Annotated in this window: 20 protein-coding genes; 11 read left to right on the forward strand and 9 right to left on the reverse strand. The window is 72.2% G+C overall.

The features are described from left to right. Window positions 1-121: 121 nt before the first annotated feature. Both OHB56_RS20730 and OHB56_RS20735 read left to right on the forward strand, forming a co-directional pair. Complete coding sequence (locus OHB56_RS20730; RefSeq protein ID WP_406354932.1) at window positions 122-1,375, forward strand: cytochrome P450; 1,254 nt, start codon at window positions 122-124, stop codon at window positions 1,373-1,375. A gap of 310 nt (window positions 1,376-1,685) precedes the next feature. Then, window positions 1,686-2,057 (forward strand): DUF6479 family protein, encoded by a 372-nt coding sequence (locus OHB56_RS20735; RefSeq protein ID WP_055594847.1) that lies wholly within the window; start codon window positions 1,686-1,688, stop codon window positions 2,055-2,057. A 46-nt stretch (window positions 2,058-2,103) separates the two neighbouring features. Here the strand turns inward: OHB56_RS20735 and OHB56_RS20740 are convergent, their stop codons facing one another. Next, entirely contained in the window at window positions 2,104-3,822 is a 1,719-nt protein-coding gene (locus OHB56_RS20740; protein ID WP_406354934.1) for a glycoside hydrolase family 13 protein, read from the reverse strand. Window positions 3,823-3,929: 107 nt separating this feature from the next. After that, on the reverse strand, window positions 3,930-4,952 hold the full coding sequence (locus tag OHB56_RS20745; protein ID WP_055629382.1) for a nucleoside hydrolase: 1,023 nt from the start codon (window positions 4,950-4,952) through the stop codon (window positions 3,930-3,932). Window positions 4,953-5,216: 264 nt separating this feature from the next. Between OHB56_RS20745 and OHB56_RS20750 the strand changes: the two genes are divergently transcribed. After that, a complete protein-coding gene (locus OHB56_RS20750; RefSeq protein ID WP_326753621.1) occupies window positions 5,217-6,020 on the forward strand; it encodes a hypothetical protein in 804 nt (267 codons plus the stop codon). A gap of 63 nt (window positions 6,021-6,083) precedes the next feature. On the opposite strand, the gene OHB56_RS20755 is transcribed toward OHB56_RS20750, so the two are convergent. Continuing rightward, entirely contained in the window at window positions 6,084-6,359 is a 276-nt protein-coding gene (locus tag OHB56_RS20755; protein WP_055598246.1) for a hypothetical protein, read from the reverse strand. Between the two features lie 147 nt (window positions 6,360-6,506). On the opposite strand from OHB56_RS20755, the gene OHB56_RS20760 reads away from it, so the two are divergent. Continuing rightward, window positions 6,507-6,692, forward strand: a complete 186-nt coding sequence (locus OHB56_RS20760; protein WP_326753622.1) for a hypothetical protein — start codon at window positions 6,507-6,509, stop codon at window positions 6,690-6,692. Window positions 6,693-6,757: 65 nt separating this feature from the next. Here the strand turns inward: OHB56_RS20760 and OHB56_RS20765 are convergent, their stop codons facing one another. The 5 genes from OHB56_RS20765 to OHB56_RS20785 form a co-directional block, all read right to left on the reverse strand. Continuing rightward, window positions 6,758-8,209, reverse strand: coding sequence for an extracellular solute-binding protein (locus OHB56_RS20765; RefSeq protein WP_406354937.1), 1,452 nt, complete (start codon window positions 8,207-8,209; stop codon window positions 6,758-6,760). Further along, complete coding sequence (locus OHB56_RS20770; protein WP_406354939.1) at window positions 8,206-10,809, reverse strand: caspase family protein; 2,604 nt, start codon at window positions 10,807-10,809, stop codon at window positions 8,206-8,208. The genes OHB56_RS20765 and OHB56_RS20770 overlap by 4 nt, the downstream gene beginning before the upstream one ends. 4 nt (window positions 10,810-10,813) lie before the next feature. Further along, window positions 10,814-11,158, reverse strand: a complete 345-nt coding sequence (locus OHB56_RS20775; RefSeq protein ID WP_406354941.1) for an effector-associated constant component EACC1 — start codon at window positions 11,156-11,158, stop codon at window positions 10,814-10,816. Window positions 11,159-11,283: 125 nt separating this feature from the next. Beyond that, window positions 11,284-12,462: a hypothetical protein gene (locus OHB56_RS20780; RefSeq protein WP_406354942.1), complete on the reverse strand. Its 1,179-nt coding sequence runs from the start codon at window positions 12,460-12,462 to the stop codon at window positions 11,284-11,286. 97 nt (window positions 12,463-12,559) lie between these two features. Further along, a complete protein-coding gene (locus OHB56_RS20785) occupies window positions 12,560-13,717 on the reverse strand; it encodes a PP2C family protein-serine/threonine phosphatase (protein WP_406354944.1) in 1,158 nt (385 codons plus the stop codon). A 329-nt stretch (window positions 13,718-14,046) separates the two neighbouring features. On the opposite strand from OHB56_RS20785, the gene OHB56_RS20790 reads away from it, so the two are divergent. From OHB56_RS20790 to OHB56_RS20800, 3 genes are all read left to right on the forward strand, one after another. Continuing rightward, window positions 14,047-14,490 (forward strand): hypothetical protein, encoded by a 444-nt coding sequence (locus OHB56_RS20790; RefSeq protein WP_326753627.1) that lies wholly within the window; start codon window positions 14,047-14,049, stop codon window positions 14,488-14,490. A gap of 206 nt (window positions 14,491-14,696) precedes the next feature. Continuing rightward, window positions 14,697-15,656: a hypothetical protein gene (locus OHB56_RS20795; RefSeq protein WP_406359168.1), complete on the forward strand. Its 960-nt coding sequence runs from the start codon at window positions 14,697-14,699 to the stop codon at window positions 15,654-15,656. 46 nt (window positions 15,657-15,702) lie between these two features. Beyond that, entirely contained in the window at window positions 15,703-16,713 is a 1,011-nt protein-coding gene (locus tag OHB56_RS20800) for an endonuclease/exonuclease/phosphatase family protein (RefSeq protein ID WP_406354946.1), read from the forward strand. A gap of 161 nt (window positions 16,714-16,874) precedes the next feature. On the opposite strand, the gene OHB56_RS20805 is transcribed toward OHB56_RS20800, so the two are convergent. Further along, the gene (locus OHB56_RS20805) at window positions 16,875-18,965 is read right to left on the reverse strand and encodes a PhoX family protein (protein ID WP_406354948.1); all 2,091 of its coding nucleotides are present in this window, start codon (window positions 18,963-18,965) and stop codon (window positions 16,875-16,877) included. A gap of 255 nt (window positions 18,966-19,220) precedes the next feature. Here OHB56_RS20805 and OHB56_RS20810 point away from each other — a divergent pair, with 255 nt between their 5' ends. From OHB56_RS20810 to OHB56_RS20825, 4 genes are all read left to right on the forward strand, one after another. After that, a complete protein-coding gene (locus OHB56_RS20810) occupies window positions 19,221-21,152 on the forward strand; it encodes a VWA domain-containing protein (protein ID WP_406354950.1) in 1,932 nt (643 codons plus the stop codon). Window positions 21,153-21,314: 162 nt separating this feature from the next. Then, window positions 21,315-23,042: a methionine--tRNA ligase gene (metG, locus tag OHB56_RS20815; protein WP_406354952.1), complete on the forward strand. Its 1,728-nt coding sequence runs from the start codon at window positions 21,315-21,317 to the stop codon at window positions 23,040-23,042. Between the two features lie 127 nt (window positions 23,043-23,169). Next, entirely contained in the window at window positions 23,170-23,535 is a 366-nt protein-coding gene (locus OHB56_RS20820) for a PH domain-containing protein (protein ID WP_055592601.1), read from the forward strand. A 122-nt stretch (window positions 23,536-23,657) separates the two neighbouring features. Further along, a complete protein-coding gene (locus tag OHB56_RS20825; RefSeq protein ID WP_350854147.1) occupies window positions 23,658-24,566 on the forward strand; it encodes a hypothetical protein in 909 nt (302 codons plus the stop codon). Window positions 24,567-24,653: the final 87 nt, after the last annotated feature.

Here is a 24,653-nt window from a genome sequence, read left to right on the forward strand (position 1 = left end):
GGGCGGGACCGCACGGGGAAAGCCCAGGGAACGCCGTCGTCGACGCGACGGTCGACGCACGGTCCAGTCGATGAGCACCCCGACCGACGGAGGACGCAACCGACACGCAAAGGACGGTGGCATGCGAGCGCCCGCCCCGAAGGAGCCGGTCACCGAGGACCTCGACCCGGCGGCCGACCCGTACGCCGCCTACGCGGCGCTGCGCGCCAAAGGCCCTGTGCACCGCGTGCGTGCCCCCGGTACCGGGGACAGCTGGCTCGTGGTCACGCACGAGGCGGTACGGGCAGCACTGACCGACCCCCGGCTGCGCAACGACATCCGGCACTCCGCGAACTGGGAGACCGACGGCGGTCACGCCATCGGCCGCAACATGCTCCAGAGCGACCCACCGCAACACACGCGGCTGCGGCGGCTGGTGGCCGGCCACTTCGCGCCGGGCCGGATCGCCGGGCTGCGCCCGCGGATGGAGGCCGTCGCGCGGGAACTGCTCGCGCAGCTGCCCGAGCGAGGCACCACCGACCTGGTGAGCGGGTACGCGCTGCCGCTGCCCGTCACGGTGATCTGCGAGGTGCTGGGCGTGCCCGTCGCCGATCGGGCGGCCTTCCACACCTGGTCGAACGAGCTGGTCATGCCCACCAGCGAGGAGGCCGCCGCCGGTTCGGCGGGCGCGCTGACCGGTTACCTCACCGAGCTGATCGCCGAGAAGACCCGCTCCCCGGACGACTCCCTGCTCGCAACCCTGGCCACGACGACCGGCGACGCGAGCGCGGGCCCCCTCCCCGGGCCCGGAGCCGGAGGCCTCATGCCGGAGGAACTGCTCGGGATGGCCTTCCTCCTCCTCGTCGCCGGCCACGAAACGACGGTCAACCTGATCTCGGCGACCCTGCACAGCCTGCTGGCCCACCCGGACCAGCTCGCCCGGCTCCGCGCCGACCCGTCACTCACCGGCGGGGCGGTCGAGGAGTCCCTGCGCTACAACTCTCCCGTCCACGCGGGCGCGTTCCGCTTCGCAGCCGAACCACTGGACCTGGCCGGCACCCGCATCGGCGCCGGAGACGCGGTCCTGGTGTCGCTGGCGGCGGCCTCCCGCGACCCGCTGGCCTTCCCCGACCCCGACCGCTTCGACATCACCCGCCGCCCCCGGGGCCACCTGGGTTTCGGCCACGGCCCGCACCACTGCCTCGGCGCCCCGCTGGCCCGCGCGGAGGCCACGATCGCCCTTCGCCTCCTCCTGGACCGCTACCCCTTCCTCGCTTTCGCGACCGACCCGGCGGACCTCACCTGGCGGACGAGCACCCTGCTGCGCGGCCTGAGGGAACTGCCTCTGCGCCTGGGCCGACCGGGAGGCCGGGACAGCAGGGGGCCACCGGCCTGACTACCCCGGCGGCGCCGCTCACGCGGGCTTCGGCCGCAACGCGCGCACCCCACGCGGGCGGCGATCGCGATGTGTACGCCCCGGGCATACCAAAGGTTCGGGGCAGAGGTGGACCGATCGCCGCCTTCGCGACGGCCGGGAAGGCCGGGGTGGGCCCCGAGCTGCACACGTGGGGACGCGACGGCCCATCCCGGCCTTCCCTCCGGCCGCAATCTGCCATGGCGCGGGGAGGAGCGCCTGTCGGGACGACCGAACGAGAGATCAGGACATTCCGGGCGCTTTATCTTATTTCCTCGTCCATACTCAGAACATGAGTACGGCAACGTATGAACTACTGGCCGCAGGTCAGAACGTCCTGCACCTGGGCGCGGCCTTCATCGGCGGGCTCGTCGTGGCCGGCGCGCTGATCTGGGCTGTACGCGTCGGCATGAAGGTCATGGACCAGGAGGAACTCCGTCCACGCCCCGAGGAGCAGCCGAGACTGCCGGAGACCGGCGCGGTCCACGAGATGCGGGAGATGCGGGAGCCGGACGAGATGCCGACGGCACCGAGGGACGGCGAACGCCTCATGCCCTACCAACTCCACCACGCCTCCACCAAAACAGGGAAGGACCAGCAGCGGAAGCGCTGGCTGCCCGGGTCGAGCGGCGCCTTCGGCAGTGGGGGCCCGGGACACGTGTGACCGGTGGATCCGGAGCCGGTCCGGAGACGGACCGGCTCCGGGTTCGTCAGGGACTCAGCCAGGCCGTCGTGTCCGGGGCCAGGCGGCCGTCCGTCAGGGGTGCGCTGGTCAGCAGAACCTCGCCGGGAGGCAGGGGGACCGGGGCGGTCGACAGATTGGCCACGCAGCGCCAGCCGTCGTGGCGGTCGAACCGCAGCACCCCGGCGGGAGCATCCTGCCAGGTCAGCGTCTCGCCCTCCTGGAGTTTGCGGCGCAGGCGCAGGGCCGTGCGGTAGAACTCCAGGGTCGAGCCCGGCACGCCCTCGCGTGCCTCGACCCCGTCCTGCGCCTCGACGGCATACGCGGCGAAGCCGGGCGGCTGCGGCAGCCAGGCACCCCCCGCGCCGAAGCCGTACGACGGCCCGGTCGTCGTCCACGGCAGGGGCACCCGGCAGCCGTCGCGGCCCTTGCGGACATGGCCGGTCTGCTCCCAGACCGGGTCCTGGAGGACCTCCGTGGGCAGGTCGGCGACCTCGGGCAGGCCGAGTTCCTCGCCCTGGTACAGGTAGGCCGAGCCGGGCAGGGCCAGCATCAGCAGGGTCGCCGCGCGGGCCCGGCGCAGCCCGGCGGCGGTGTCGACGGCCGGAGCGCGGCCGCCGGACAGCAGCCAGGCGTCGGTGTCGGTGTCCGGTGGGAGCATCAGGCGCGAGGCGTGGCGTACGACGTCGTGGTTGGAGAGCACCCAGGTCGCCGAGGCACCGGCCGCGCGGGCCGTCTCCAGCGAGCCCGCGATGACCTCGCGGAGCGCCTCGGCATCCCAGGGGGCCTGCAGATACTCGAAGTTGAAGGCCTGGTCCAGTTCGCCCGGGCGGGCGTACAGGGCGCGCCGGGTGCCGGGCACCCAGGCCTCGGCGACGGCCGTGCGGGGCGGGGAGTAGGCGTCGAAGATCTTCCGCCAGTCCCGGTAGATCTCGTGCACCTCGTCGCGGTCGAAGAACGGATGGGTGCCGGGCGCGAACTCGGTCAGGGCGGCCTCGCCGCTCCGTCCCGGGGTGCCGAGGTCGCGCAGCGGCTCGCTCAGGTCCTTGGCGAGGGCGTGCGCGACATCGATGCGGAAGCCGTCCACCCCCCGGTCGGACCAGAACCGCAGGGTGGTGCGGAAGTCGTCTCGGACCTCCTGGTTCGTCCAGTTCAGGTCGGGCTGTTCGGTGGCGAAGAGGTGCAGGTACCACTGCCCGTCGGGCACCCGCTTCCAGGCGCTGCCGCCGAAGACGGACTGCCAGTCGGTGGGCGGGTGCTCGCCCCGCGGGCCGCGGCCCTCGCGGAAGACGTAGCGGTCGCGGGCCGCGGAGCCGGGGCCGGCCCGCAGCGCCTCCTGGAACCAGACGTGCCGGTGGGAGGTGTGGTTGGGGACGATGTCGACGATGACCTTCAGTCCGAGGCGGTGGGTCTCGGCGACCAGCGCGCCGAAGTCGTCGAGGGTGCCGAGGCGCGGGTCCACGTCCCGTGGATCGCCGACGTCGTAGCCGCCGTCGGCGAGCTCGGAGGGGTAGAAGGGGCTCAGCCAGAGGGCGTCCACGCCCAGGGCGGCGAGGTGGGTGAGGCGCTGGGTGAGGCCGCGCAGATCGCCGAGCCCGTCCCCGTCGGCGTCCGCGAAGCTGCGCGGGTAGACCTGGTAGACGACGGCCTGCCGCCACCAGTCGGGGTTCCGCGGGGAGAGGTCGGGCGGGGCGTCGGGTGTGGGGGTGGTCGGCCGGATGGCGGGATTGCTGGTGCGGTCGGTCACGCGGTCTCCTGCGGTGTCCGGTGCCTGCGGATGACAGCGTGAATCTGTCCAAAACGCCGCAGAAGTAGGCGGAGCGGTGTGGCCGACCCGTTCCCGGTGGCGGTGCTTCAGCGGGTTCCGCCCGCCTCCACGGTCTCCAGGTAGAGCTTCACGTAGCGCGGGACGTCCACCTCCAGCCCCACGTCCACCATGGCCTGCTCGCGTGTGCCCTCGTGGAGTTCGGACTCGCCGATGCGGGAGCGGCGGTCGACGACGGTCTGGCCACGGGCCGGGCCGGGGGCCAGGGAGACCTCCACGGGGAGCCGGTGGGTGGTCAGGCCTTCCGGGTCGACGACCGCGCACAGCGCGCCCGCGTCGCCGAGTCCGCCCGCCGCCTCGTCGGGGCCGTCGACGGTGGCGTGGACGGCGGTGCCGCCGGTGCCCCCGGCGGTGGTGCCCGGGGCCGCGGGGCGGTGGGCGAGCAGGTCACCGGCCAGTCGGGCGCCCGGTTCGGTGCTCGCGCGCAGCCTTCGCACCTCGGCCGCCGGGACGACGACCCGGTTGAACACGTCCAGGCCGTACATCGTGATCGGCACCCCGGCGGTGAGCAGGATCGCGGCGGCCTCCGGGTCGTGCCAGACGTTGAACTCGGCGACCGGGGTGGCGTTGCCGGCGCCCGCCGCGCCGCCCATGAACACGATCCGCTCGATGTTGCGGGTGACCTCGGGATGTGTCCGCAGCAACAGGGCGATGTTGGTGAGCGGGGCGGTGGGCACCAGGGTGACCGGGCGCGGGGAGGCGAGGATCTCGCGGCGCAGCAGGGTCACCGCGTCCACGTCGGCCGGGGTGCGCCGCGGAGCGGGCAGGCCGAGGTCGCCCATCCCGTCGTGGCCGTGCACGTGGGCCGCGGAGCGCGGGGCCTCGATCAGCGGGCGCTCGGCGCCCCGCGCGACGGGCACGGCGGGCGCGCCCGCCGTCTCCAGCACGGTGAGCGTGTTGCGTACCACGCCGTCCACGTCCGTGTTGCCGGCCACGCAGGTCACCGCGCGCAGGTCGATCCCGGGGTGGCGGACGGCGAACAGCAGGGCGAGGGCGTCGTCGACGCCCGTGTCGCAGTCGATGATCACCGGGATGGGCGGACCGTACGTCACGGCGATGACTCCTTCGGGGCGCGGGCTGCGGGACATGGGGGGTGGGGCGTGGAGGGCGTGGGATGTGGGGTTCGGAACGTGGGGGCGGGCCCGGGGACGAGGACATTTTCCCTCGTCGTACTCACCCGGACGGACCACCGCGCTGGTGGGGCGGACGGCGCGGTGGTGCCGTATGAGCACGTGTCGCTGTCCCGGTCCCGTTCCGGACGGCCGGCGCGCGGTCGCAGCCACATCCACAGCCCGGCCCCACCAGGAGACGCCCCGATGACGCATACCCCGGCCGCCGCCCGCGCCCTTCTCGCCTCCGTGCTGTCGGTGTCCGCGCTGCTGACCACGGCAGCCTGTTCCGTCCTCGGGAACGACACGGCCGGACCGGCGGCCCCGGCGTCCGCCACCGCCTCGTCCTCCGCCGCCACCCCGGCCGCCGAGCAGTCCTCGTCGGCGACGTCCGAGCCCGGGCTGAGCGAGGAGCAGCTGCGGGCCGCGCTGATCACGGAGACGGACCTGGGGCAGCCCTGGATACCGACGCGGGGGGTGGCGATCTGGCGGGACGGGCTGCTCAAGTCGAGCACGAAGAACGCCGACTGCCGGCGGCTGCTCGACGTCCTCTACACCGAGGAGCTGTTCGGCACACCGGCCGGGCCGCGGGCCGTGGTCGCCCTGGACGACGCCTACAGCGGCGCCCAGCTGCGGTACCAGGTGGCCGCGTACCGGCCCGCCGACGTGGACCGCACGCTGAAGTGGCTGGGCGGCCTGCCGAAGAAGTGCGGGGAGTTCACCGCCACGGCCAAGAAGGACGGCGTCCAGAAGGTCGAGGTCGACGCGCTGAAGCTGCCGGAGACCGGGGACGCCCGGCAGGCGCTGCGGGTCACCATGACCGGTGAGACGCCCGACCACCAGCTGACGCGCCTCACCCTGGACGTGGCGGTGGTCCGGGTCGGCGAGGACACCATCACCCTCACCAACGGCGGCTTCGGTGACGTCGCGTCCGAACTCGTTCAGGTGGTCGTGGAGTTCGGGGTGAACCGGCTGACGGAAATCCAGAAGCAGGGCCGGGTACGGGTCTGACCGCCATGGGGCGAACCGTCACGGCTGCACCCGTCACGGCTCCGGCCCGCACGGCTCCGGCCGTCACGTCAGACGGTCCACGGCCTGTTTGGCCTCGAGCAGGCCGGCCCCGGTGGCCTCACGGTAGGCCTTGACCGCCTGGACCGTCTTGCCCTCCCGCACGAGCGCGACGATCCCGTCCTTGCCCGGGATCTCCTCGTGCAGGTCCAAGTGCTGGAGCACCAGGTCGAGTTTGCGTTCGACGCGCGCGATGGTGCGCTCGGCCCGGGAGACGTGGCTCTGGAGGGTCAGGATTCCGAGGATCACGACGGAGGTGAGGAAAAGCACGGCTATGTCCATGGTCGGCAAGCGTAGGGAACCCGGCAGGGCTTGCCCACCCGCTCCTGATGGCCAACCCCCTTTGTGCCCCTTGCCGTTCGAGTCCGGCAGCCCTTAGGTTCAATCGCGGATTCACCGTGCCCCACCCATCGCCGTTGCGAGGTCGCCGTGCTGGAACGCATTCGCACCACCAGGGGTTACGGCACCGCCAGGCGTTACGCCAGAGGCTTCGTCGCGGCCGTCGTCGCGGTCGCCGCACTGGTCCTGGCAGCCAACGCGGGTCCGGCCAAGGCCGTCCACCCCGAGAAGCCGGGCCATCGCACCACGAGCCCGGTGGAAGCAGCCGTCCGCTAGGACCCGACCTGTCCGCAGCCCTCCCGCAGCCCCTTCGCGGTCACCGCGCGGTCGCTCCGCCGGGCCTAATGCGGGAGGGCCTTGCGCAGGGCTTTGTCCAGTTGTCCGGCCAGGGCCTCGTCCGACAGCGCGCCGTCGCCGTGCAGCGAGCCGAGCCGGGCGATGAACGTCTGGGTGAACGCGCCGTACAGCGGGGTCCTCGGCCGGTGGACCGCGTTCCGCAGGGCCGGCAGGAGGATGTCACGGGCGTAGGCGGGGCGGCCGCCCCCGTCCCGCGGGACCGGATCGGCGCCCTCGCCCGTGGGGGACGCCGAGGGACCGGGGCCGACCGCGGTGCACCGCTCGCCGTCCGCGTCGCCCTCGTAGGCCGAGGTGCGGGTCGCCGCGAAGCCCGCCTCCAGCAGGCAGCGCTCGCTCTCCTTCCCGGTGAGGAACCGGATCAGCTCGGCCGCCTTGCCCTTGCGCTGCGACGCCCCGGTGACCGCGAGGTTCTGTCCGCCGAGCACCGCCCGGCCGGGCAGCGGGGCGACCCCGAGCTGCCCCTCGGGGAAGGTCCGGTACAGGGTGCGGTACTCCGACGGCCAGTGCCGCAGGAACGCGGTGCGGCCCTCGACGAAGTCGCTCAGCGACGCGTTCTCGTCGGAGGAGTGGGCGTCCTGGAGGGTGTACGCCGTCTCCGTGCGGCGGCGCAGCTCCCTGATCCCCTCGGTCAGCTCGTCGACGTCGCCGGTGTAGCGGCCTTTCCCGTCGACCAGCTCGAGGCCCGGCACCGCGGACGCGAACGCCTCCACCGCGTTGACCGTACGGCCCTCGTAGGCGGCGAGCTGGGTGGTCCAGCCCTTCTCGTAGGTGTCCGGGAGGTGCCGGGCGTTCAGGTCGTCGACGAGGCCCCGCAGCTTGTTCCAGTCGAGGCCGGCGCCGAGGTCGGGCCGCTCGACTCCGGCCCGCTTCAGGTAGTCGCGCCGGTAGTACAGCAGACCGACGTCGCTGTTGAACGGCACCGCGTACACCTCACCGTCCCACCGGGCCGTGCCGGCCACGGACGGGATGATGTCGTCGTCGACCAGGTGGTGGGGCAGCGGTTCGATCAGGCCGGCGGTGGCGAACTCGGGCACCCAGGTCACGTCCAGGTTGACCACGTCATAGGCGGCGCTGCGGGACTGCAGGGCGCCGAGCAGCTGGCTGCGCTGTTCGTCGGCGCTGCCGGGAAGCTCGACCAGACGGGCCCGGAAGTCGGACTTCTTCCGCTTCTCGCGCAGGTTCCAGGCGTCGATGAGCTGCTGGCGTATGCCGTTCTTGCCGGTGACGTCCCGGCCGCTGGCGATCACGATGGGGCCGGTCACGTCGCCTGGGGCGGTGGATCCGGCGGAAGCACCGGTGTCGTCCTCGCCGCCTGTACCGCGGGAGCCTCCGCCGGTGCAGGCGGCGAGGACGACGACCAGCAGCAGGGCGAGCGCCAGGGCGAGCCGCGGGGCCGCCGGCCCGCCGGTGAGCCGTCGGGGCCGGGCCGTCGTCATTCATCCCCCGTTCCGGTGCGGGCGACCTCGTCGCGCAGGGCCGTGCCGGGATCGTCGCCGCTGTCCAGGCAGCGCCCCTTGCTGGCGTCGGTGATCTGACGGTCCGGTCTGCCCGGGTCGCAGCCGCCGTTCTTCAGGGACACCACGGTCACCGGCACCTCGGCCCGCCGCGCCCCGGAGAGGATGTCCCCCAGACGGTCCCGGGTGAGCTGGTCGCTGTCCTCGCTGTCGGTGATGTACACGATCAGCCGCCGGCGGTTGTCGCCCTCGGACCGTTCCATCTCCTCGAACGCGGCGTCCAGGGCGTCCCGCGGATCGGCCTCGGCGTCCTGCACCCGGGCACGGGCGTCGAGGGCGCGCTCGGTGTCGGCCCGCCGGTGCGAGCCGGACTTCAGCAGTTGCTCGTACGACCGGTCGCCGGTCTCCGCCACCGCCCACACGCCGTACTCGTCCTGTCCGCCGAGGCCGCCCAGCGACTGCTTCAGCAGTCCGGGGGCCCCGCTCGACCCCTTCCACACATTATCCATCGAGAGGGAACTGTCCAGCAGATAGAGCACCCGTCCCGGGCCGCCCGCCGCCCGGTACTCCTTCAGGGCCTCATCCATCTTGTCCTGCCGGGCGAACCGGTCGAGAGGGGGGGACGCGACCAGCACGCCGTCGACCTTCGTGTCCCGGTCCAGCAGATCCCACTTGTACGGATTGCGGAAACCGTTCTCGGCGAACACCGCCTGACCCTCCTCACCGGTCAGCCAGTCCTGGAAGGAGGCGGCCGACGCGTCGCGGGCTTCCTTGTCCCGGTCCGCGCCCTGCCAGGTGACCCGGACGAACACCGGGGCCACGCCGGGGACGTCCTTGGGGTACTGGGCCGTGCGGCGGGTGCGCGTGGTGCTGTCGCAGCCGACGCCGCTGCGCATCAGGAACTCGGGGACCAGGGCGGCCGTCTGGTTGTCCACATCGTCGTGGTCGGGCAGCGTGCACAGCAGTTCGGCGGCGGTGGGGGAGGGTGGGCCCGTCTGGTCGACCAGCAGTTCGGCGGCGGCGACGGACTCGTCACCGGCGTACAGACCGATCGTGGCGAGCAGCCCGACGTCGGTGAACTCCGGGTCGGGGCGCCGCACCTCGGCCTTCTCGTTCCGTTCGGACAGGTCCTCGATCATGCGGTTCAGGGTCAGGCCGGTACGGCTCTCCATGGTGTCGGCCGCGATGGCCCACGGAACGGCCAGTACGACCGGGGAGTAGGCGAGCGGCTTGTCGGCGGCCTTCAGGACGGCCCACGCGTCGGTGTCCCGCTCCTTCATGACCCGGGCGAAGTCGGCGCGGGAGGCGGGAATCCAGATGTCCGGCTGCGGACCGATGTCCCGCTGCGGGTTGGCGTCCTCGTCCGGGGGCTCCCGCCAGGCGGCGGTCTGCCTGTGCAGCGCGGTGACCACGTCGGAGGAGCCCGCGCTGTAGACGGTGATGCCGGTGCGGCGGCAGCCATCGTCCAGGGTGTTCGCCGCCGAGGTCAGATAGGCGTCGGCGGCGGCGCGGATCGTCGGCTCCAGGTCGGGGTCGGTCAGGACGCGCTGCTCCAGTGCCGGGGCACAGACGGTGGCGGTGTCGTCCCGGAAGTGCCCGACGAGCTCGATCATGCCGTAGGTGCCGGCGGTGAGGATGGTGAGGGAGAGGAGGCCGAGGAGGGGGACGGCCCAGGGGGCGCCCCGCCCCCCCGCTCCACCCGTCGTGCCTGATCGGCCCGTCCGGCCCCTCCCGCGGAGGCCGCGGAGACGGCCGAGGAGCCGGACCGCGAGCGAGGTCCGTGGCACGTCGGCGTCTGCATCGTCGGGCGGGTCCGGATCTGCGCCGGTTCCCTTCCGGTCCGGAGCCGGCTTCGCCGCCAGCAGGACGTCCTCGCCGGGCTCCGCGCGGCACAGCGGCTCCCACCCTTCGCCGCGCACGGTGCTGAGGTCGCGGACGGCCATCCGCTCCCGTATCCGCTCGGAGAGGTCCAGGAAACCCGTCTCGCCCTCCTCGTCGAGGAGCCGGACGAGTTCGGCGGTGTACGGCGTCGGCGTCCGCGGACCGCCCGCGTCGATACGGTGGTTGGCCTGGACGCTCATCATCAGCAGCAGGCGGTGCTTGTCGCTCAGGGTCTCCCGGACCCAGGCCGCGTTGCCCGCGAAGCAGCAGTCCAGGATCACCACGATCCGCCGGGCCGGGCTGGTGGCCAGCATCGTCAGCACGGTGGTGAAGGGCGCCGCACCCGGGAACACGGCTTGCCCGCCCGCGACCACGCGCGCGTTGCGCATCTGCAGGAACAACTCGTCGCCCGCGCTGGGGATGGCACCGTGCCCGGCGAAGTAGAGCAGCAGCACCCCCTCCGCCTCCGCGGCCAGGAGCAGCGCCTGCTCGAAGTGCTCCAGGGACGGTGAGTGGGCGACCGTGATCTCGTGCTCGTCGAACACCCGCCCGCGCGCCAGTACCTCGCGCAGGCGGTTCACGTTGTGCTCGGTCGCCGGGATGGGACCGGGCACGCCGTGCGGCGGCTTCGTGTGGTCGTACTCGGACACGCCGACCAGCAGCGCCCTGTTGGACTTCCCCCGGGGGTCGAAACGGATCACCGGCCTACCTGTCGTCGAGGTTCACCGATTCGACTCTGCCCTCGGGCGGGTCGCCGCTCTCGACGCCTTGCCGGTTGACCTGCCAGGCCGACACGGCCTTCTTGACCTGGTCCAGCAGCTCCGTGGCGATCGCGCCCGCGCCCGCACCGACCATCAGGACGACGATATCCATCCCGAGCCCCATCGGGGTGCCGGACTCGTCCGTCCTCGGCCGCTCCTGGATCCGCAGCTCGCCGGCGCGCACCCGTTCGTCGAGCGGTTTCTCCCGCTCCAGCCACTTGCGCAGCGCGCCGATGTCGCTCGTGCTCGCGGTGTCGTCCAGCCTGATCCGAATGCCCTGATTGGCCACACTGTCCCCCTCAGCAATAACTCAGCATCATGGCACCGCCGTTGCTCCACGGGGAGGGGTCGACAGCAGTCACTTCCTCTCGGTCGGAAACGGAAGGACACGGGCGGATCCGGTCGGGCGCCGGTTCAGTTCTGCATCTGCAACTGGTCGAGCTGCCGCCGCACATGGTCCAGGGCGCCCTCCCGCCGGCCGGGCACACGGCTGCGCAACTCCGCGAGCGACAAGCCGAGTTCGCGGGCCCGACCCGGGTCGCCGATCCGGCCCCACTGGTGGTGCGCCCGGTCCACGGCGGTCTCGACGGAGGAAGCGTCCGCCGCCTGGCCGGTGTCGAGCCGTGCGGCGGCCACCGCCAGCCAGATGTGGCAGCTGAGCGCCGCGTCCCCGGCCAGCATCGCCAGGTCCGCGCGGACCTCGGCCCAGTGCAACGCCTCCTCGGAGGCGGGCCCGTGGGCGAGGGCGGCACTCTGCTCGTGCTGTGCGGCGAGCGCATGGGCATCGGCGTGACGGCCGGACCGTACGGCCTCCGTGATGACCGTGTGCGGGTTTCCCGGCACGGGTCCGGTTCCGCGCCGCGCCAGGACGAATCCGGGGTACGCGCCCTCCGCGGCGGCCCGGACCAGCGCCTGCCGGTGCAACTCCTCGTCCGGCGGGCGCCGTCCACTGCGCAACAGCGTCCCGACCGCCTTCATGTACGCCGGTTCCCCGACCGTACGACGGGAGCGGGAGGGCGGCGGCGCGATGCGGCCGTAGACGGCGGTGTCGCGACCGGAGTCGAGCGCGGGCGGGAACATGGGCGGGGCCGGCGCCGAACCCGGTGGGCCCGGTGGACCTGGTGGGCCCGGCGGCTGCGCGATGCCCAGTGTCTGCCAGGTCTCCTGGTCCGCGTGCAGGTCGAGGATCAGCGTCGTGACACCCGGGGGACGCAGGCGCAGCTCGTCCCGGAGCCAGTGCCACGGGAACGCCGTGTAGCGCACGGTCGACGGGGTGGTGCGGGCCAGCGCCAGATGGGGCAGACGCTGGCGGCGGTCGAGCAGCAGTTGCCCCACGACGTACAGGGTGAGCGGTCCGGGGGCGGTCGCGGCGGCACGCAGCCGGGTCAGGACCGCCTGCGGCTCCAGCGGGTCGGCGAGCTCGACGACGTTCGCGGTGCCCGTACCGGACAGGACGGCGGGCGGCACGGCCGCGAGGACGGGAAGCACGGACGCCGCGTCCACCAGCCGTCCCCGCCCGGGCGGCGAGGCCGCCAGCAGCAGTACGGTTCCGGGCGCGGCCCCGGGCTCGCTTCCGGGTGTGGTCCCGGGCATGTTCCCTCCCCCTGTCGATCACGACCCAGAGCAGCACCGTAACCGCTGTGGCTCCGGCAAGGGGCCTCGGAGCAATGAACGTCCCTCTTCGGGGCGTTCACCCCGGCCCGCCGGTCCGGCGCACCGCGAAGGCCGTGGTGTCGTCGTCCAGGCGACCGCCGCTGTGCCGGAGTGTCCCGTCCCGTACGACGGCGGCCAGGCGGGCCGGTTCGGCGGCGCGCGCGTCCCGTGTGACTGCCCGCACCACGTCCTCGGTGAGCGGGTAGAACCTCCCGTCGGCGTCGCGCGCCTCGGTCACCCCGTCGGTGACCACCAGCAGCGTCTCGTCGGCGGCCAGCGGCAGCCGGTGCACGCACACCGGTGTGGGGTCCAGCTCGCGCAGACCCAGCGGAAGCCCCCCGGTCACCGGCAACGGCCGTACGCCGCCGGGGCCGACGGCCAGCGGCGGTTCATGACCGAAGACCACGACCTCCACCGTGGTGGGACCCGCCGTGCCGGGACCCACGGCATGGGGCCACTCCGGGCCGGGGCCCCTCGTGGCCGGCCACTCCGCCGGGAAGCCGAGCAGCACGGCGGTGGCGAAGCGGTCGCCCTCGGCCCGGCCGAGGGCCGCGGTGTAGCCCCGGTGTCTCAGCATCCGCTCCTCCAGGCGCTCGGCCACGACCGCCAGTTCCGGCTCGTGAAAGCCCGCCTCGCGGAACGTGCCGAGCAGGGTCGCCGCCGTCTCCACCGCGCCCAGTCCCTTGCCCTGCACGTCCCCGACCAGGACCCGGGTGCCGTACGGGCCCGGCTGGATGTCGTAGAAGTCGCCGCCGACCCGGGCACCGGCGTCCGCGGCGAGATAGAAGCCGGCGTGCTCCAGACCGCCCCAGGACGGCGGCAGGGGGCGCAGCACCGTACGGCGGACCGTGTCGGCGACGTTCCGCATGTGCAGCGCGCGGCTCTCGCCGCGGACCCGGACCGCGCACGCCAGCGTCGCCAGGAATCCGCCGACGGCGACGAGGATGAAGTCGGGCAGCCCTGTCTGGAACTCGTGGGGCCAGGCGTTGTCCACGACCGTGAAGGTGGCGATCGAGAGCGCCCCGAACACGGCCGTGCCCCACACCCCGCAGATCGCGGCCGCGATGCCCGGGACCAGCACGATCCAGGAGATGATCCGGAACTCGCCGATGGTGTGGTAGTCGATCACCGCGATGGCGACCAGCAGGAGGAGCGGCGGCACCCACGCGACACTGCGCCCTCTCACGTGCAGCATTTCGTGCCGGTACGTGACCTCCCGGCGGCCGGCCCGGAGGTACCGCCGGCCGTGCGGGCCGAGTCCCCTGTCGCCCTGGCGCACCGCCCCAGCGAAGCACGCGGGCGCACGGCCCGCATCCGGTCGGTACGGAATGCGGGCGGGTCCGGGGTGGGAACGGGGCGGACCGGGCGGACGGGAGGGGGACGGGAGGGGGACGGGAGGGGGACGGGGGGCGAATGCGGGAGGGAATCAAAAACGCGTTCGAAGCAAGTCCGGGTGGCCGAGTTGCCGGGCGCCCCGCACAGGTGTGCGCTGGAGGCGGGGGCGAGGAGAGAGGAAGTGCGCTCATGGCTCATGCGGCACCCAGACCCCAGATCATGCCCGGGCAGCGGCCGGAGGGGATCCGCGTCTTCGGCGAGCGGGCCCATGCCGTCGCCAAGCTGGCGGGGCCCATCGCCCTCGGACTCGTCTACGGCTACTGGGCGGCGGCCAACCAGCGCTACGGAGGCCCCCTCACCGGCTGGAACATCCTGTTCGGCTTCCTCACCGCGCTGGTGTTCGCCGCCTTGTGCATAGCCCTGCTGAACGTCGCGTCGAAGCTGCGGCGCGAGGTGCACGCCGTGCTGTGGGGCGCGTTCTCCGGCGCCGCGATCGGCTTCCTGGTCAACCAGTCCCACACGAGCGTGCTGCGGTCGGCCGCGCTGGGAGTGGCGGTGGCGGCGGGTGTCTCCGCTTTCCTGTTCTACCGGTACTACACGCACGAGGACGCGCAGGGCCACCACACCGAGTGACGTGGTCGTTCCGCCTGCCTGCCTGCCTGCCTGCCTGCCGGAACGACGGGCGCAGGGCCCCGGGCACTCCGGGCCCCTCGGATACTCCGGATGCCCGCCCTGCGCTCGCGTGCACGTCCCTCCGCGCCTTGGCTGAAGGGGTGCCGCCCCACGCCGTACCGCTGGAACCGCCGGAAGCGCCCCGCCGCGAGCGGACGCCCGCACGCCTGCGCAACGCCCTGTCGGCGGTGCTCGTCGCCCTGGCCTGCCTGCTCGTGCCCTGTGGCGTGCTCGCGGCCTGGGCGGTGCACGGGCTGGCCGACACCGGGCGGTACGTCGGCACCATGGCGCCGCTCTCCGCCGACCCCGCCGTGCGCGACGCGGTCGCCGATGCCGTCGGGGACGGGGTCGTACAGGAGCTGGAAGCGGGCCCGGTGCGCGACCTGTTCGGGCCGTTCGTCCGGGACGCCGTCCGCTCGTTCACCCGCACCGAGGCGTTCGGCACCGTGTGGGAGGCGGGGAACCGGGCCGTCCACGACGCGGTCCTGCACGCCCTGCGCGACGGCCGGGCGGACCCCGGCCCGGTCACCTTCGACCTCGCGCCCGTCACCGCCGAGGTGAAGCGGCAGCTCGTCGCCGACCGCATGCCGTTCGCCGACCGCATTCCGGTCGAGCACACCCGGGTCGCGGTGGTACCGGCCGAGAAGACGGCCGGGCTCCGGACGGGGTACCGGCTGCTGGACGCCGCGGCCTTCTGGCTGCCCCTCTCGGCCGTCGTCCTGGCCGTCGCCGGGATCGCCGTCGCCGTCCACCGCCGCCGCGCGCTCGCCGCGACCGGTCTCGGCGTCGCCCTGGGCGGCGGCCTGCTCGCCGTCGCCGTCGCGGTCGGCCGTCGGCTCACCCTGGCCGACGTGCCCGAACCGGTCCACCGTCCCGCGGTGGGCGTGGTCTACGACGCCCTCACCGCCACGCTGCGCACCGCGTCCTGGATGCTGCTCGCCCTGGGCCTGACGGTGGCCCTCGCCTGCCTGCTGACCGGTCTCCGCGGGCGCCGGCGCGGGCCCGCGGTACGGCGTTCGCGGAGGTGGCGGGCAAAGGCCCGGACCGTTGCCGGGGCTGCGTCACCGGCCTGTGACGAGGCGCGGAACGGATCGCCGCAACCTCCCGTCCTCGGCCCTCGTCTTTGAGGGAGGATCTCCACGGATCGATCCACCGTGAGCGGAAGGCCGGACGTTGGACACTGCGACTGCCGAGACGGCCGAGTGGGCGGACACCCGGGAAGGGGCCGGACGCCGCAGCGGAAAGCGGCGGTTCGGCGGCTGGTCGGCGGCACTGATCTTCGCCGGGGTGAGCGTGATCGTCGGCTGCCGGGCCGTCGGCACCGACGCGGTCACTCCCGTGCCCCAGCTGCTCGCGTTCCTGCCCTGGCTCCTCGTGCCGACCGCCTTCGGGCTGCTGTTCACCCTGCTCGCCCGGTGGTGGGCCGGCGCGGTCTGGGGCGTCGTCCTGCTCGGGCTGCTGGCCTGGTGCATCGAGCCGTACGGGAAGACCGGCGCACCCGCCGGGCCGCCCGTCGCCGAGTTCCGGGTGATGACGTCCAACGTCGAGTTCGGCCGGGCCACCGCCGGGCTGGTAGACGCCGTGCGCCGGCTGAAGCCGGACGTGGTGTTCGTCCAGGAGTGCGAGTACACCTGCGACGCACTGCTGCGGCGGGACCTGGCGGCGGACTACCCGCACCGCCGGGCCGTGGCGGGCGGCGGCTCCGATGGCTCCGTCATCCTCAGCCGCTTCCCGCTCAAGGGCACCGCCGGTGTCCCCGGCACCCTGGGCATGCCCGGCGCCGTCGCCGACGTCGACGGGCACGCCGTACGGCTCCAGCTCGCCCACCCCATGCCCCCGATCCCCGGCCAGGTGGACGTCTGGGAACGGGAGCTCCGCGGGCTGCGCGACGTCGTCACCGCGGACCCGACGGCCCCGACGGTGCTCGCCGGGGACTTCAACGCCTCCCAGGACCACGCCGCCTTCCGGCGCCTCCTCGACTCCGGGCTCAGCGACGCCGCCCGGCTGGGCGGCGCCTACCGGGTCCCGACCTGGCCGGCCAGGACCACGCCGACGTTCGGCGCCCAGATCGACCATGTGCTGGTGTCCCGGCAGTTCGCCGCGGACCGGCCCCGTTTCCTCGACCTCGCCGACACCGACCACCGCACCCTGGTCATCGACCTCGCGCTGCACCACGGCGGCTGACCCCGGGCCGGCGCCTTGCCGCACCCGGACACAGCGGACGGGGCACGGGCGCCCCGCAAGGAACCCGCACCCCGTCCGTGACCGGACCCGAACCCGAATCCGAACCCGTGTGGCTCCCGGTCCCGGTCCCGGTCTCGTGTCAGTGCCCTTGCCCGTCGACGTCAGACGCCGATGTCGCGGCCGTCGGTGCGCCACACGGCGACCACGGCGGGCCGGGGGTACGTGCCGGGTCCGTCGGGCCAGGTGCTGCCCGGGTTCTCCACCGACGCACCGTCCACCTCGCCGGGGTGCTGCACGGCGACGAGCACCCGCCGGTCCTGGACGATCGGACCACAGGTCTCCGCGCCCTTCGGCACGGTGAGGAACTGCTTCAGCTCACCGCGGCGGTCACCGCGGGTGGCGACACCGAAGAGCCCGTCGTGCGAACCGAGGGCGGCGCCGTCGGTGGAGATCCACAGGTTGCCGTGGTCGTCGAAGGCGACGTTGTCCGGGCAGGAGATCGGGCTCACGGAGTCCTTCGGGAAGCCGGCGAAGTACGTCGCCGGGTCCTTCGGGTCGCCCGCGACCAGGAACAGCGACCAGGCGAACTTCGTGCTCTCCGGCCGGTTCCAGCGCTCGGTCAGCTCGAGGACGTGGCCGTGCTTGTTGGCGTTGCGGGGGTTGGCCTCGTCCGCCTTGGGGTTCGAGCCGACACCGCGGTTGGAGTTGTTGGTCAGGGCGACGTAGACCTTGCCGGTGACCGGGTTGGGCTCGACGTCCTCGGGGCGGTCCATCTTGGTGGCGCCCACCTTGTCGCCGGCGAGCCGCGTGAAGACGAAGACCTCCTCGGCGGTCATCCCGTCGACGTGCGAGACGGCGCCCTTGGCGGTGGCGGTGGCCAGCGGGATCCACTGGCCGCTGCCGTCGAACTCGCCGTCCTTCGGAAGCTTGCCGGTGCCGTCGATCTCGATGGCCGGAGAGTCGCCGGTGATCCTGGCGACGTAGAGGGTGCCCTCGTCGAGCAGCGTGAGGTTGTGCTCGCGCGCGGAGCGGCTGTTGCCGTGCCGCATCCGCTTGCTGCCGACGAACTTGTAGAGGTAGTCGAACCGCTCGTCGTCACCGGAGTACACGACCGGGCGGCCGTCGTGCGTCAGGCGCACGGTCGCGCCCTCGTGCTTGAAGCGGCCGAGCGCGGTGCGCTTGCGCGGGACGGAGTCCGGGTCGTACGGGTCGAGTTCGACGACGTAGCCGAACCGGTGTGCCTCGTTGGGCTCCTGGGCGAGGTCGAACCGCTTGTCGAACCGCTCCCACTTGCGCTCGGTGGCGCCGGTGCCGATGCCGTACCGCTTGTCGGTGGCGCGGCTGCTGTGGGCGAAGTACTGGTTGAAGTTCTCCTCGCCGTGCAGGGTCGTGCCCCACGGGGTGGTGCCGCCGGCGCAGTTGTTGAGGGTGCCGAGCACCTTGCGGCCGGTCGGGTCGGCGGAGGTCTTCACCAGGTCGGACCCGGCGACGGGGCCGGTCAGCCGGAACTCGGAGGTGGCGGTGAGACGCCGGTTGAGGTGGTGCCGGGTGACGGGCGTGAGCTTGCCGCTCCTGCGGTCCTCCTCGACGACGACCACGCCCAGGCCGTGCGCGGCCCAGCCGATCTCCACCTGCTCGCGGGTGGGGTTGTCGGCGTCGTAGCCGCGGAACATCAGGACCTCGTCGGTGTACTCGTGGTTGGCCACGAGCAGCTGCCGGCCGCGCTCGTCCTTGAGGGGGAGCAGCGCGAGGAAGTCGACGTTGTACCCGAACTGACCGGCCTGCGCCTCGGCCGTCTGGTTCTCGGGATCGAAGGCGGGAGCGCCGCGCAGGATGGGCTCACCCCAGCGGATGACGACGTTCTGGTCGTAGCCCTCCGGCACGGTGACGACGTCGGCGGTGTTGGGCGCGACGGGCGTGAACCGCAGACCGCGGGCACCCTTCGGCTTCTGGTGCCCGTGGCCCTGGCCCTGGCCTCCCTTGCCCGCGACGGGGGTCGCCTGGGCCTCGGGAGCACCGGCGAGGCCGACCGCGCCGGCACCGGCCGCGACCACCGTGACAGCGGCGGCGGCCCGCATCATCGACCGGCGGCTGAGGGCGTCGGAGATGACGTCACCGACGTACGCGTTGGAGCTGGTGTTGGGCACCTCGTGGAAGCAGGCGTCACCACACCGGAAGCGGCAGGTCATGGCGGACCGGCCGCCAGGGTGCGAACTGGACGGCGTCCCGATCAACGGAAGCAGCTTGCGCACGTGTTCTCTCCTTGGAAACCCGGGGTGTCAGCGTGACCGTAGGGGCACATATGTGCGGCAGCCGGGCGTCAGGGTGAACGGAGAGTGAACCTGCGGCAGCACGAAGGGAGTTACCTGCTTCACTGCACTCCGGCCCTCAGGGGCCGAATGGCGCCCTTGACACCCTGCCCAAGATCACCCACAAGGGCCGCTAACCTTACGTGTCCGTCCTGGCCAGGGATCGACGGGCTACAACTCACGCGAAGGGTTGCGCACATGGGCATTCTCACTCTCCTGCGGAACGCGTTCGGCCGGTCACGCAAAGCGAGCACGGCAGAGGTAGAGGGTGCGACGCCGGTCGCGGAAACGGACGGTGCGGAACAAACCGCCCGTCCGGACGCCGCGACCGCGGCCACCCCGACGCCGCCCGAGCCGACCGACGAGTCCACGGCGGCCGCAGCTTCGGCCCCCCGGCTTCCGTCCCCTTCCCCCGAACCGACGCCGCAGGCCACCAAGGCCTCCGTCCCGGAACCCCGCACCGACGAACACGACCTCGTCTCCGCGGCCTTCAACAACGCGACGCCCTCCACCACCACCTCCCCGGAACCGACCCCGGAACCGAAGACAGAGACCCACCCCGACCCGGAGCCGACCCCCGAAGCCACGGCCGAACAGCCCGAGCCGAAGCCGGCGACAACCCCCGACACCCCACAGCCCGAGGCCGACGCCGCCCCCGAGGCTGAGGCTGAAGCCAAGCCCGAGGCTGACACCGCCCCCAAGGCTGAAGCTGAGGCCACCCCCGAGCCCGAGGCCAAGCCCGAGCCCGAGACTGAGCCGCAACCGGTGGCCGAGGCCGCCCCGAAGGCCCAGCCCGAGCAGCCGCAGGCCGAGCCGGTGACCGAGGCCGACACAGCCCCCGAAGCTGAGGCCGACACCACCCCCGAGGCCGAGACCGAAGCCGAGCCCGAGGCTGAGGCCAAGCTCGAGGCTGAGGCCAAGCTCGAGCCCGAAGCCGAGCTCGAGGCTGAGACCGAAGCCGAAGCTGAGGCCAAGCCCGAGGCTGAGGCCGACACCAAGGTCGAGCCCAAGCTCGAGGCCGACACAGCCCCCGAAGCCGAGCCCGAGGCCGACACCACCCCCGAGGCCGAAGCCAAGCCCGAGCCCGAGCCCGAGCCCCAGCCGGTGGCCGAGGCCGCCCCGAAGGCCCAGCCCGAGCAGTCGCAGGCCGAGCCGGTGACCGAGGCGGCACCAGAGCCGAAGCCGGAACCGGAACCCGCAGCCGAGGCCACCCCGAAGGCAGAGCCGGAACCGACGCCGGAGCCGGAGGAACAGTCCGCGGCAGCAACGACGCCGGAGCCGGAGTCGGAGCCGGAGGCAACCCCGGAATCCCAGCCCGAGGCCGCCGACGGCGAGGACACCCCCCAGGGGCCGCCCGCACCCGACGACGAAAGCCGCACAAGCGGTGCGGGTGAGAACACGACCAAGGCCGAAGGCGAGGCCGAGGCCGAGGTCAAGGTCGCGGCCGACGCCGAGGTCGAGGCCGACGCCGGCCCCACCACCCCCCTCAAAACGCCGGAGGCACTCCGCACCGCCTACGAAGCCGCAGGCCAGGCCCTCGCGGAGCGCGGCCTCGCCGACACCCGCGCCAAGGTCTACCTCGTCCTGGACCGCTCCGCGTCGATGCGCCCGTACTACAAGGACGGCTCCGCACAGGCGCTCGCCGAGCAGACCCTCGCTCTCGCGGCCCACCTCGACACGGACCCCGGGTCCGTCACGGTCAAGGTCGTCTTCTTCTCCACCGAGATCGACGGAACCGGCGAGCTGACCCTCGCCGACCACGAGAACAAGATCGACACCCTGCACGCGTCCCTCGGCCGTATGGGCCGGACCAGCTACCACGCGGCCGTGGCCGAGGTCCTCGCGCTGCACGACAAGGCGGCACCCGGCACGCCCGCCCTGGTGGTCTTCCAGACGGACGGCGCCCCCGACGCGAAGACCCCCGCGACCCAGGCCCTCACGGAGGCCGCGAAGACCCACTCCTCCGTCTTCTTCTCGTTCGTCGCCTTCGGAGACCCGGACAACAAGGCGTTCGACTACCTCCGCAAGCTGAAGACGCCGAACACGGCCCACTTCCTCGCCGGCGAGTCTCCCCTGGAGCTCACCGACAAGGAGCTCTACGAGGCCGTACTGGAGTCCTGGCGTCCCTGACCCGGGTGGGGCCTCCGGCCCCACGGGTGACAGACGGGCGCCAGCCCTCCCGCACACCCCCGCGCCGCCCGCTTCTCAGCCCATAAAACGAGAAGCGGGCGGCGTACCCATGTCGGCTACGATTTGGAGGTTCCGTACGTTTCAACCTGGGAGCAGCCCCCGATGGCTCGACACCTCATCACCAGCGCCCTTCCGTACATCAACGGGATCAAGCACCTGGGCAACATGGTGGGGTCCATGCTCCCGGCGGACGTCTACTCCCGCTATCTGCGTCAGCGCGGTCACGACGTCCTGTACATCTGCGCGACGGACGAGCACGGCACCCCGGCCGAGCTGGCCGCGAAGGACCAGGGCCTGCCCGTCGACGTGTTCTGCGCGCAGGCGCACGACGCGCAGAAGGCGGTCTACGACGGCTTCGCCCTCGCCTTCGACCACTTCGGCCGCAGTTCCTCGCAGCAGAACGTGGAGATCACGCAGCACTTCGCCCGCCGCCTCCGGGAGAACGGGTTCATCGAGGAGCGCGCGATCCGGCAGGTCTACAGCCCGGCCGACGGCCGCTTCCTCCCGGACCGCTATGTGGAGGGCACCTGCCCGCACTGCGGCTACGACAAGGCGCGCGGCGACCAGTGTGAGAACTGCACCCGTGTGCTGGACCCGACCGACCTGCTCGACCCGCGGTCGGCGATCTCCGGCTCCACGGAGCTGGAGGTCCGCGAGACCAAGCACCTCTTCCTCCTCCAGTCGAAGCTCCAGCAGGAGGTCGAGGAGTGGGTGGCCCGGCACGAGGAGGAGTGGCCCCAGCTGGCCGCGTCCATCGCGCGCAAGTGGCTGACCGAGGGCCTGCACGACCGCGCGATCACCCGCGACCTGGACTGGGGCGTCCCGGTGCCGGCCGACACCTGGCCGGAGCTGGCGGCCGAGGGCAAGGTCTTCTACGTCTGGTTCGACGCCCCGATCGAGTACATCGCCGCGACGAAGGAGTGGGCGGACTCCGCGCCCGACGGTGAGACGCGCGACTGGAAGTCGTGGTGGTACGAGGCGGACGACACCGTCCGCTACACGGAGTTCATGGCGAAGGACAACGTCCCGTTCCACACGGTGATGTTCCCGGCCACCCAGCTGGGCGTCCGCGAGCCGTGGAAGAAGGTCGACTACGTCAAGGCCTTCAACTGGCTGACGTACTACGGCGGCAAGTTCTCCACCTCCCAGAAGCGCGGTGTCTTCACCGACCAGGCGCTGGACATCCTCCCGGCCGACTACTGGCGGTACTTCCTGATCGCCAACGCGCCGGAGTCGGACGACGCGTCGTTCACCTGGGAGCACTTCACCGCCACGGTGAACAAGGACCTGGCCGACACCCTGGGCAACTTCGTCAACCGCGTCCTGTCCTTCTCCAAGAAGCGCTTCGGCGAGGAGGTCCCGGCGGGCGGCGAGCCCGGCGAGGCCGAGACCAGGCTCGGCGAGGAGATCGCCTCGCTCCTCGCGGAGTACGAGACCCAGATGGAGGCGCTGCAGTTCCGCAAGGCGGCCGCCGCGCTGCGCGCCCTGTGGTCCGCGGGCAACTCCTACCTGGAGGAGAAGGCCCCCTGGCTGGAGATCAAGACCGACCAGGACGGCGCCGCCCTCACCCTGCGTACGGCGATGAACCTGATCCGCCTGTACGCGGTGGTGTCGGAGCCGTTCATCCCGTCGACGTCGGCGGCGATGCGCCAGGTCTTCTCCCTGGCCGATGACACCGCGGTCTGGGTCTCCGCCGAGGAGGCCCGCGCCCTCACCTCCGTCCCGGCCGGCACGCCCTTCACCGTCCCGCCGGTCCTCTTCGCCAAGCTGACGGACGACGACCTGGACGCGTACAAGGAGCGCTTCGGCGGCGAGCCGCAGCCCGCGTAACGACCCCGCACCACCGACGTCAGGGCCCGGGAACAAAGGTTCCCGGGCCCTGACGCGTTCAGCAATGTCCGATAACGTCCAGGAAAGATCACTTCATGCGAAGACCACTTCACGCAGGGGACCTTTCATGGCACTGTTCGGCAACGCGCACAGCATCGACCCGGCGCAGGCGCAGCAGGAGTACGCCCGCCTCCTGGGCCACGGCGAGCAGGTGCACGCCGCCTACCTGCTGATCCGCGACACCATCCTCTTCACCGACCGCCGGCTGATCCTGATCGACAAGCAGGGCATCACCGGCAAGAAGACCGAGTACCACTCCATCCCGTACCGCAGCATCACCCACTTCGCCGTCGAGACGGCCGGCACCTTCGACCTCGACGCCGAGCTGAAGATCTGGCTCTCCGGCACCTCCACCCCGGTGCAGAAGACCTTCACCAAGGGCGTCGACATCTACGAGGTGCAGGCCATCCTCACCCAGTTCGTGGCCCGCTGACCCGCACGTCCGGGGAGCAAGTCAACGCCCTGTTTCCCTGGAACGTTTTTCCAGCTCCCGAACGGGTGAATGCCCCCGCATATGCCCCACGCCGGGATCATGGGCCCAGCAGGCTCACTCCCATGGTCACATCGACACACGAGGTCTCCCATCGGCTCCTCCAGGAGCACCCGGAAGCCCTCGCACCCGTCTTCGAGGCGCTGCGGCTTCCCCCGCCCGTGAAGCAGGACTTCGGCGAACTCTCCCCCGACACCACGGAGATCCGGCCACTCGAGCGTCGCGTCGACACGGTGCTCAAGTTCGAGCCCGACATGGGGGAGAGCTTCCTGCTCGCCGTCGAGTCCCAGACGAAGAAGGACCCGGACAAGGCCAGAAGCTGGTCCTACTACGTCGCCTATCTGAGCGCGAAATTCGACATGCCGGTGCTGCTGGTGATCGTCTGCCGGGACCGGGCCACGGCAGCCTGGGCGATGGGACCCTTCGAATGCGCCGTGGGTCCGTGGTCGACCCAGACCACACGCCCGTTCGTCCTGGGACCGCAGACCGTCCCGAAGGTCACCGACACGTCGATGGTGACCCGACAGCCGGCGCTGTCGGCACTCTCGGCCATCGTTCACAGCGGGGACCGCAGGGCGGACGCCATACTGGACACGGTGGCCCATGGATTCGCGTCCCTCGCTCCGCACACCATGTCGTACTGGTTCGAGCTGGTGGAAATCGGCCTGGAGAACACTCCGACCAAGCAGAAATGGAGAGATCTGATGAGCTTCGCCAGTCACTTCCCGGGAAGCGGAACCCTGATCGAGGAGACGTACCTGGAGGGAAAGGCCGAGGGAAAGGCCGAGGACATCCTGCGCGCACTGCAGGTACGCGGGCTCACGATCCCCGACAGCGTCCACGAGCGCATCACCACCTGCACCGACCTCGACACGCTCACCGCCTGGTTCGATCGCTCCTTGACGGCCACCACGGCCGAGGACGTTCTCAAGGAGGGCCCGACCGTGCCGACGGACGCCTCCGAACAACCCTGAAGACGTAGCGTCAAAGGCCGCTCATATCCGCGTGCGCAGCAGGATGTTGCGGTGCATGCGCTCGCGGCGCAGGTCCAGGAAGCGGGC

Origin of the sequence: Streptomyces sp. NBC_01635, assembly GCF_045209715.1 — a bacterium.
Classification (GTDB): domain Bacteria; phylum Actinomycetota; class Actinomycetes; order Streptomycetales; family Streptomycetaceae; genus Streptomyces; species Streptomyces hirsutus.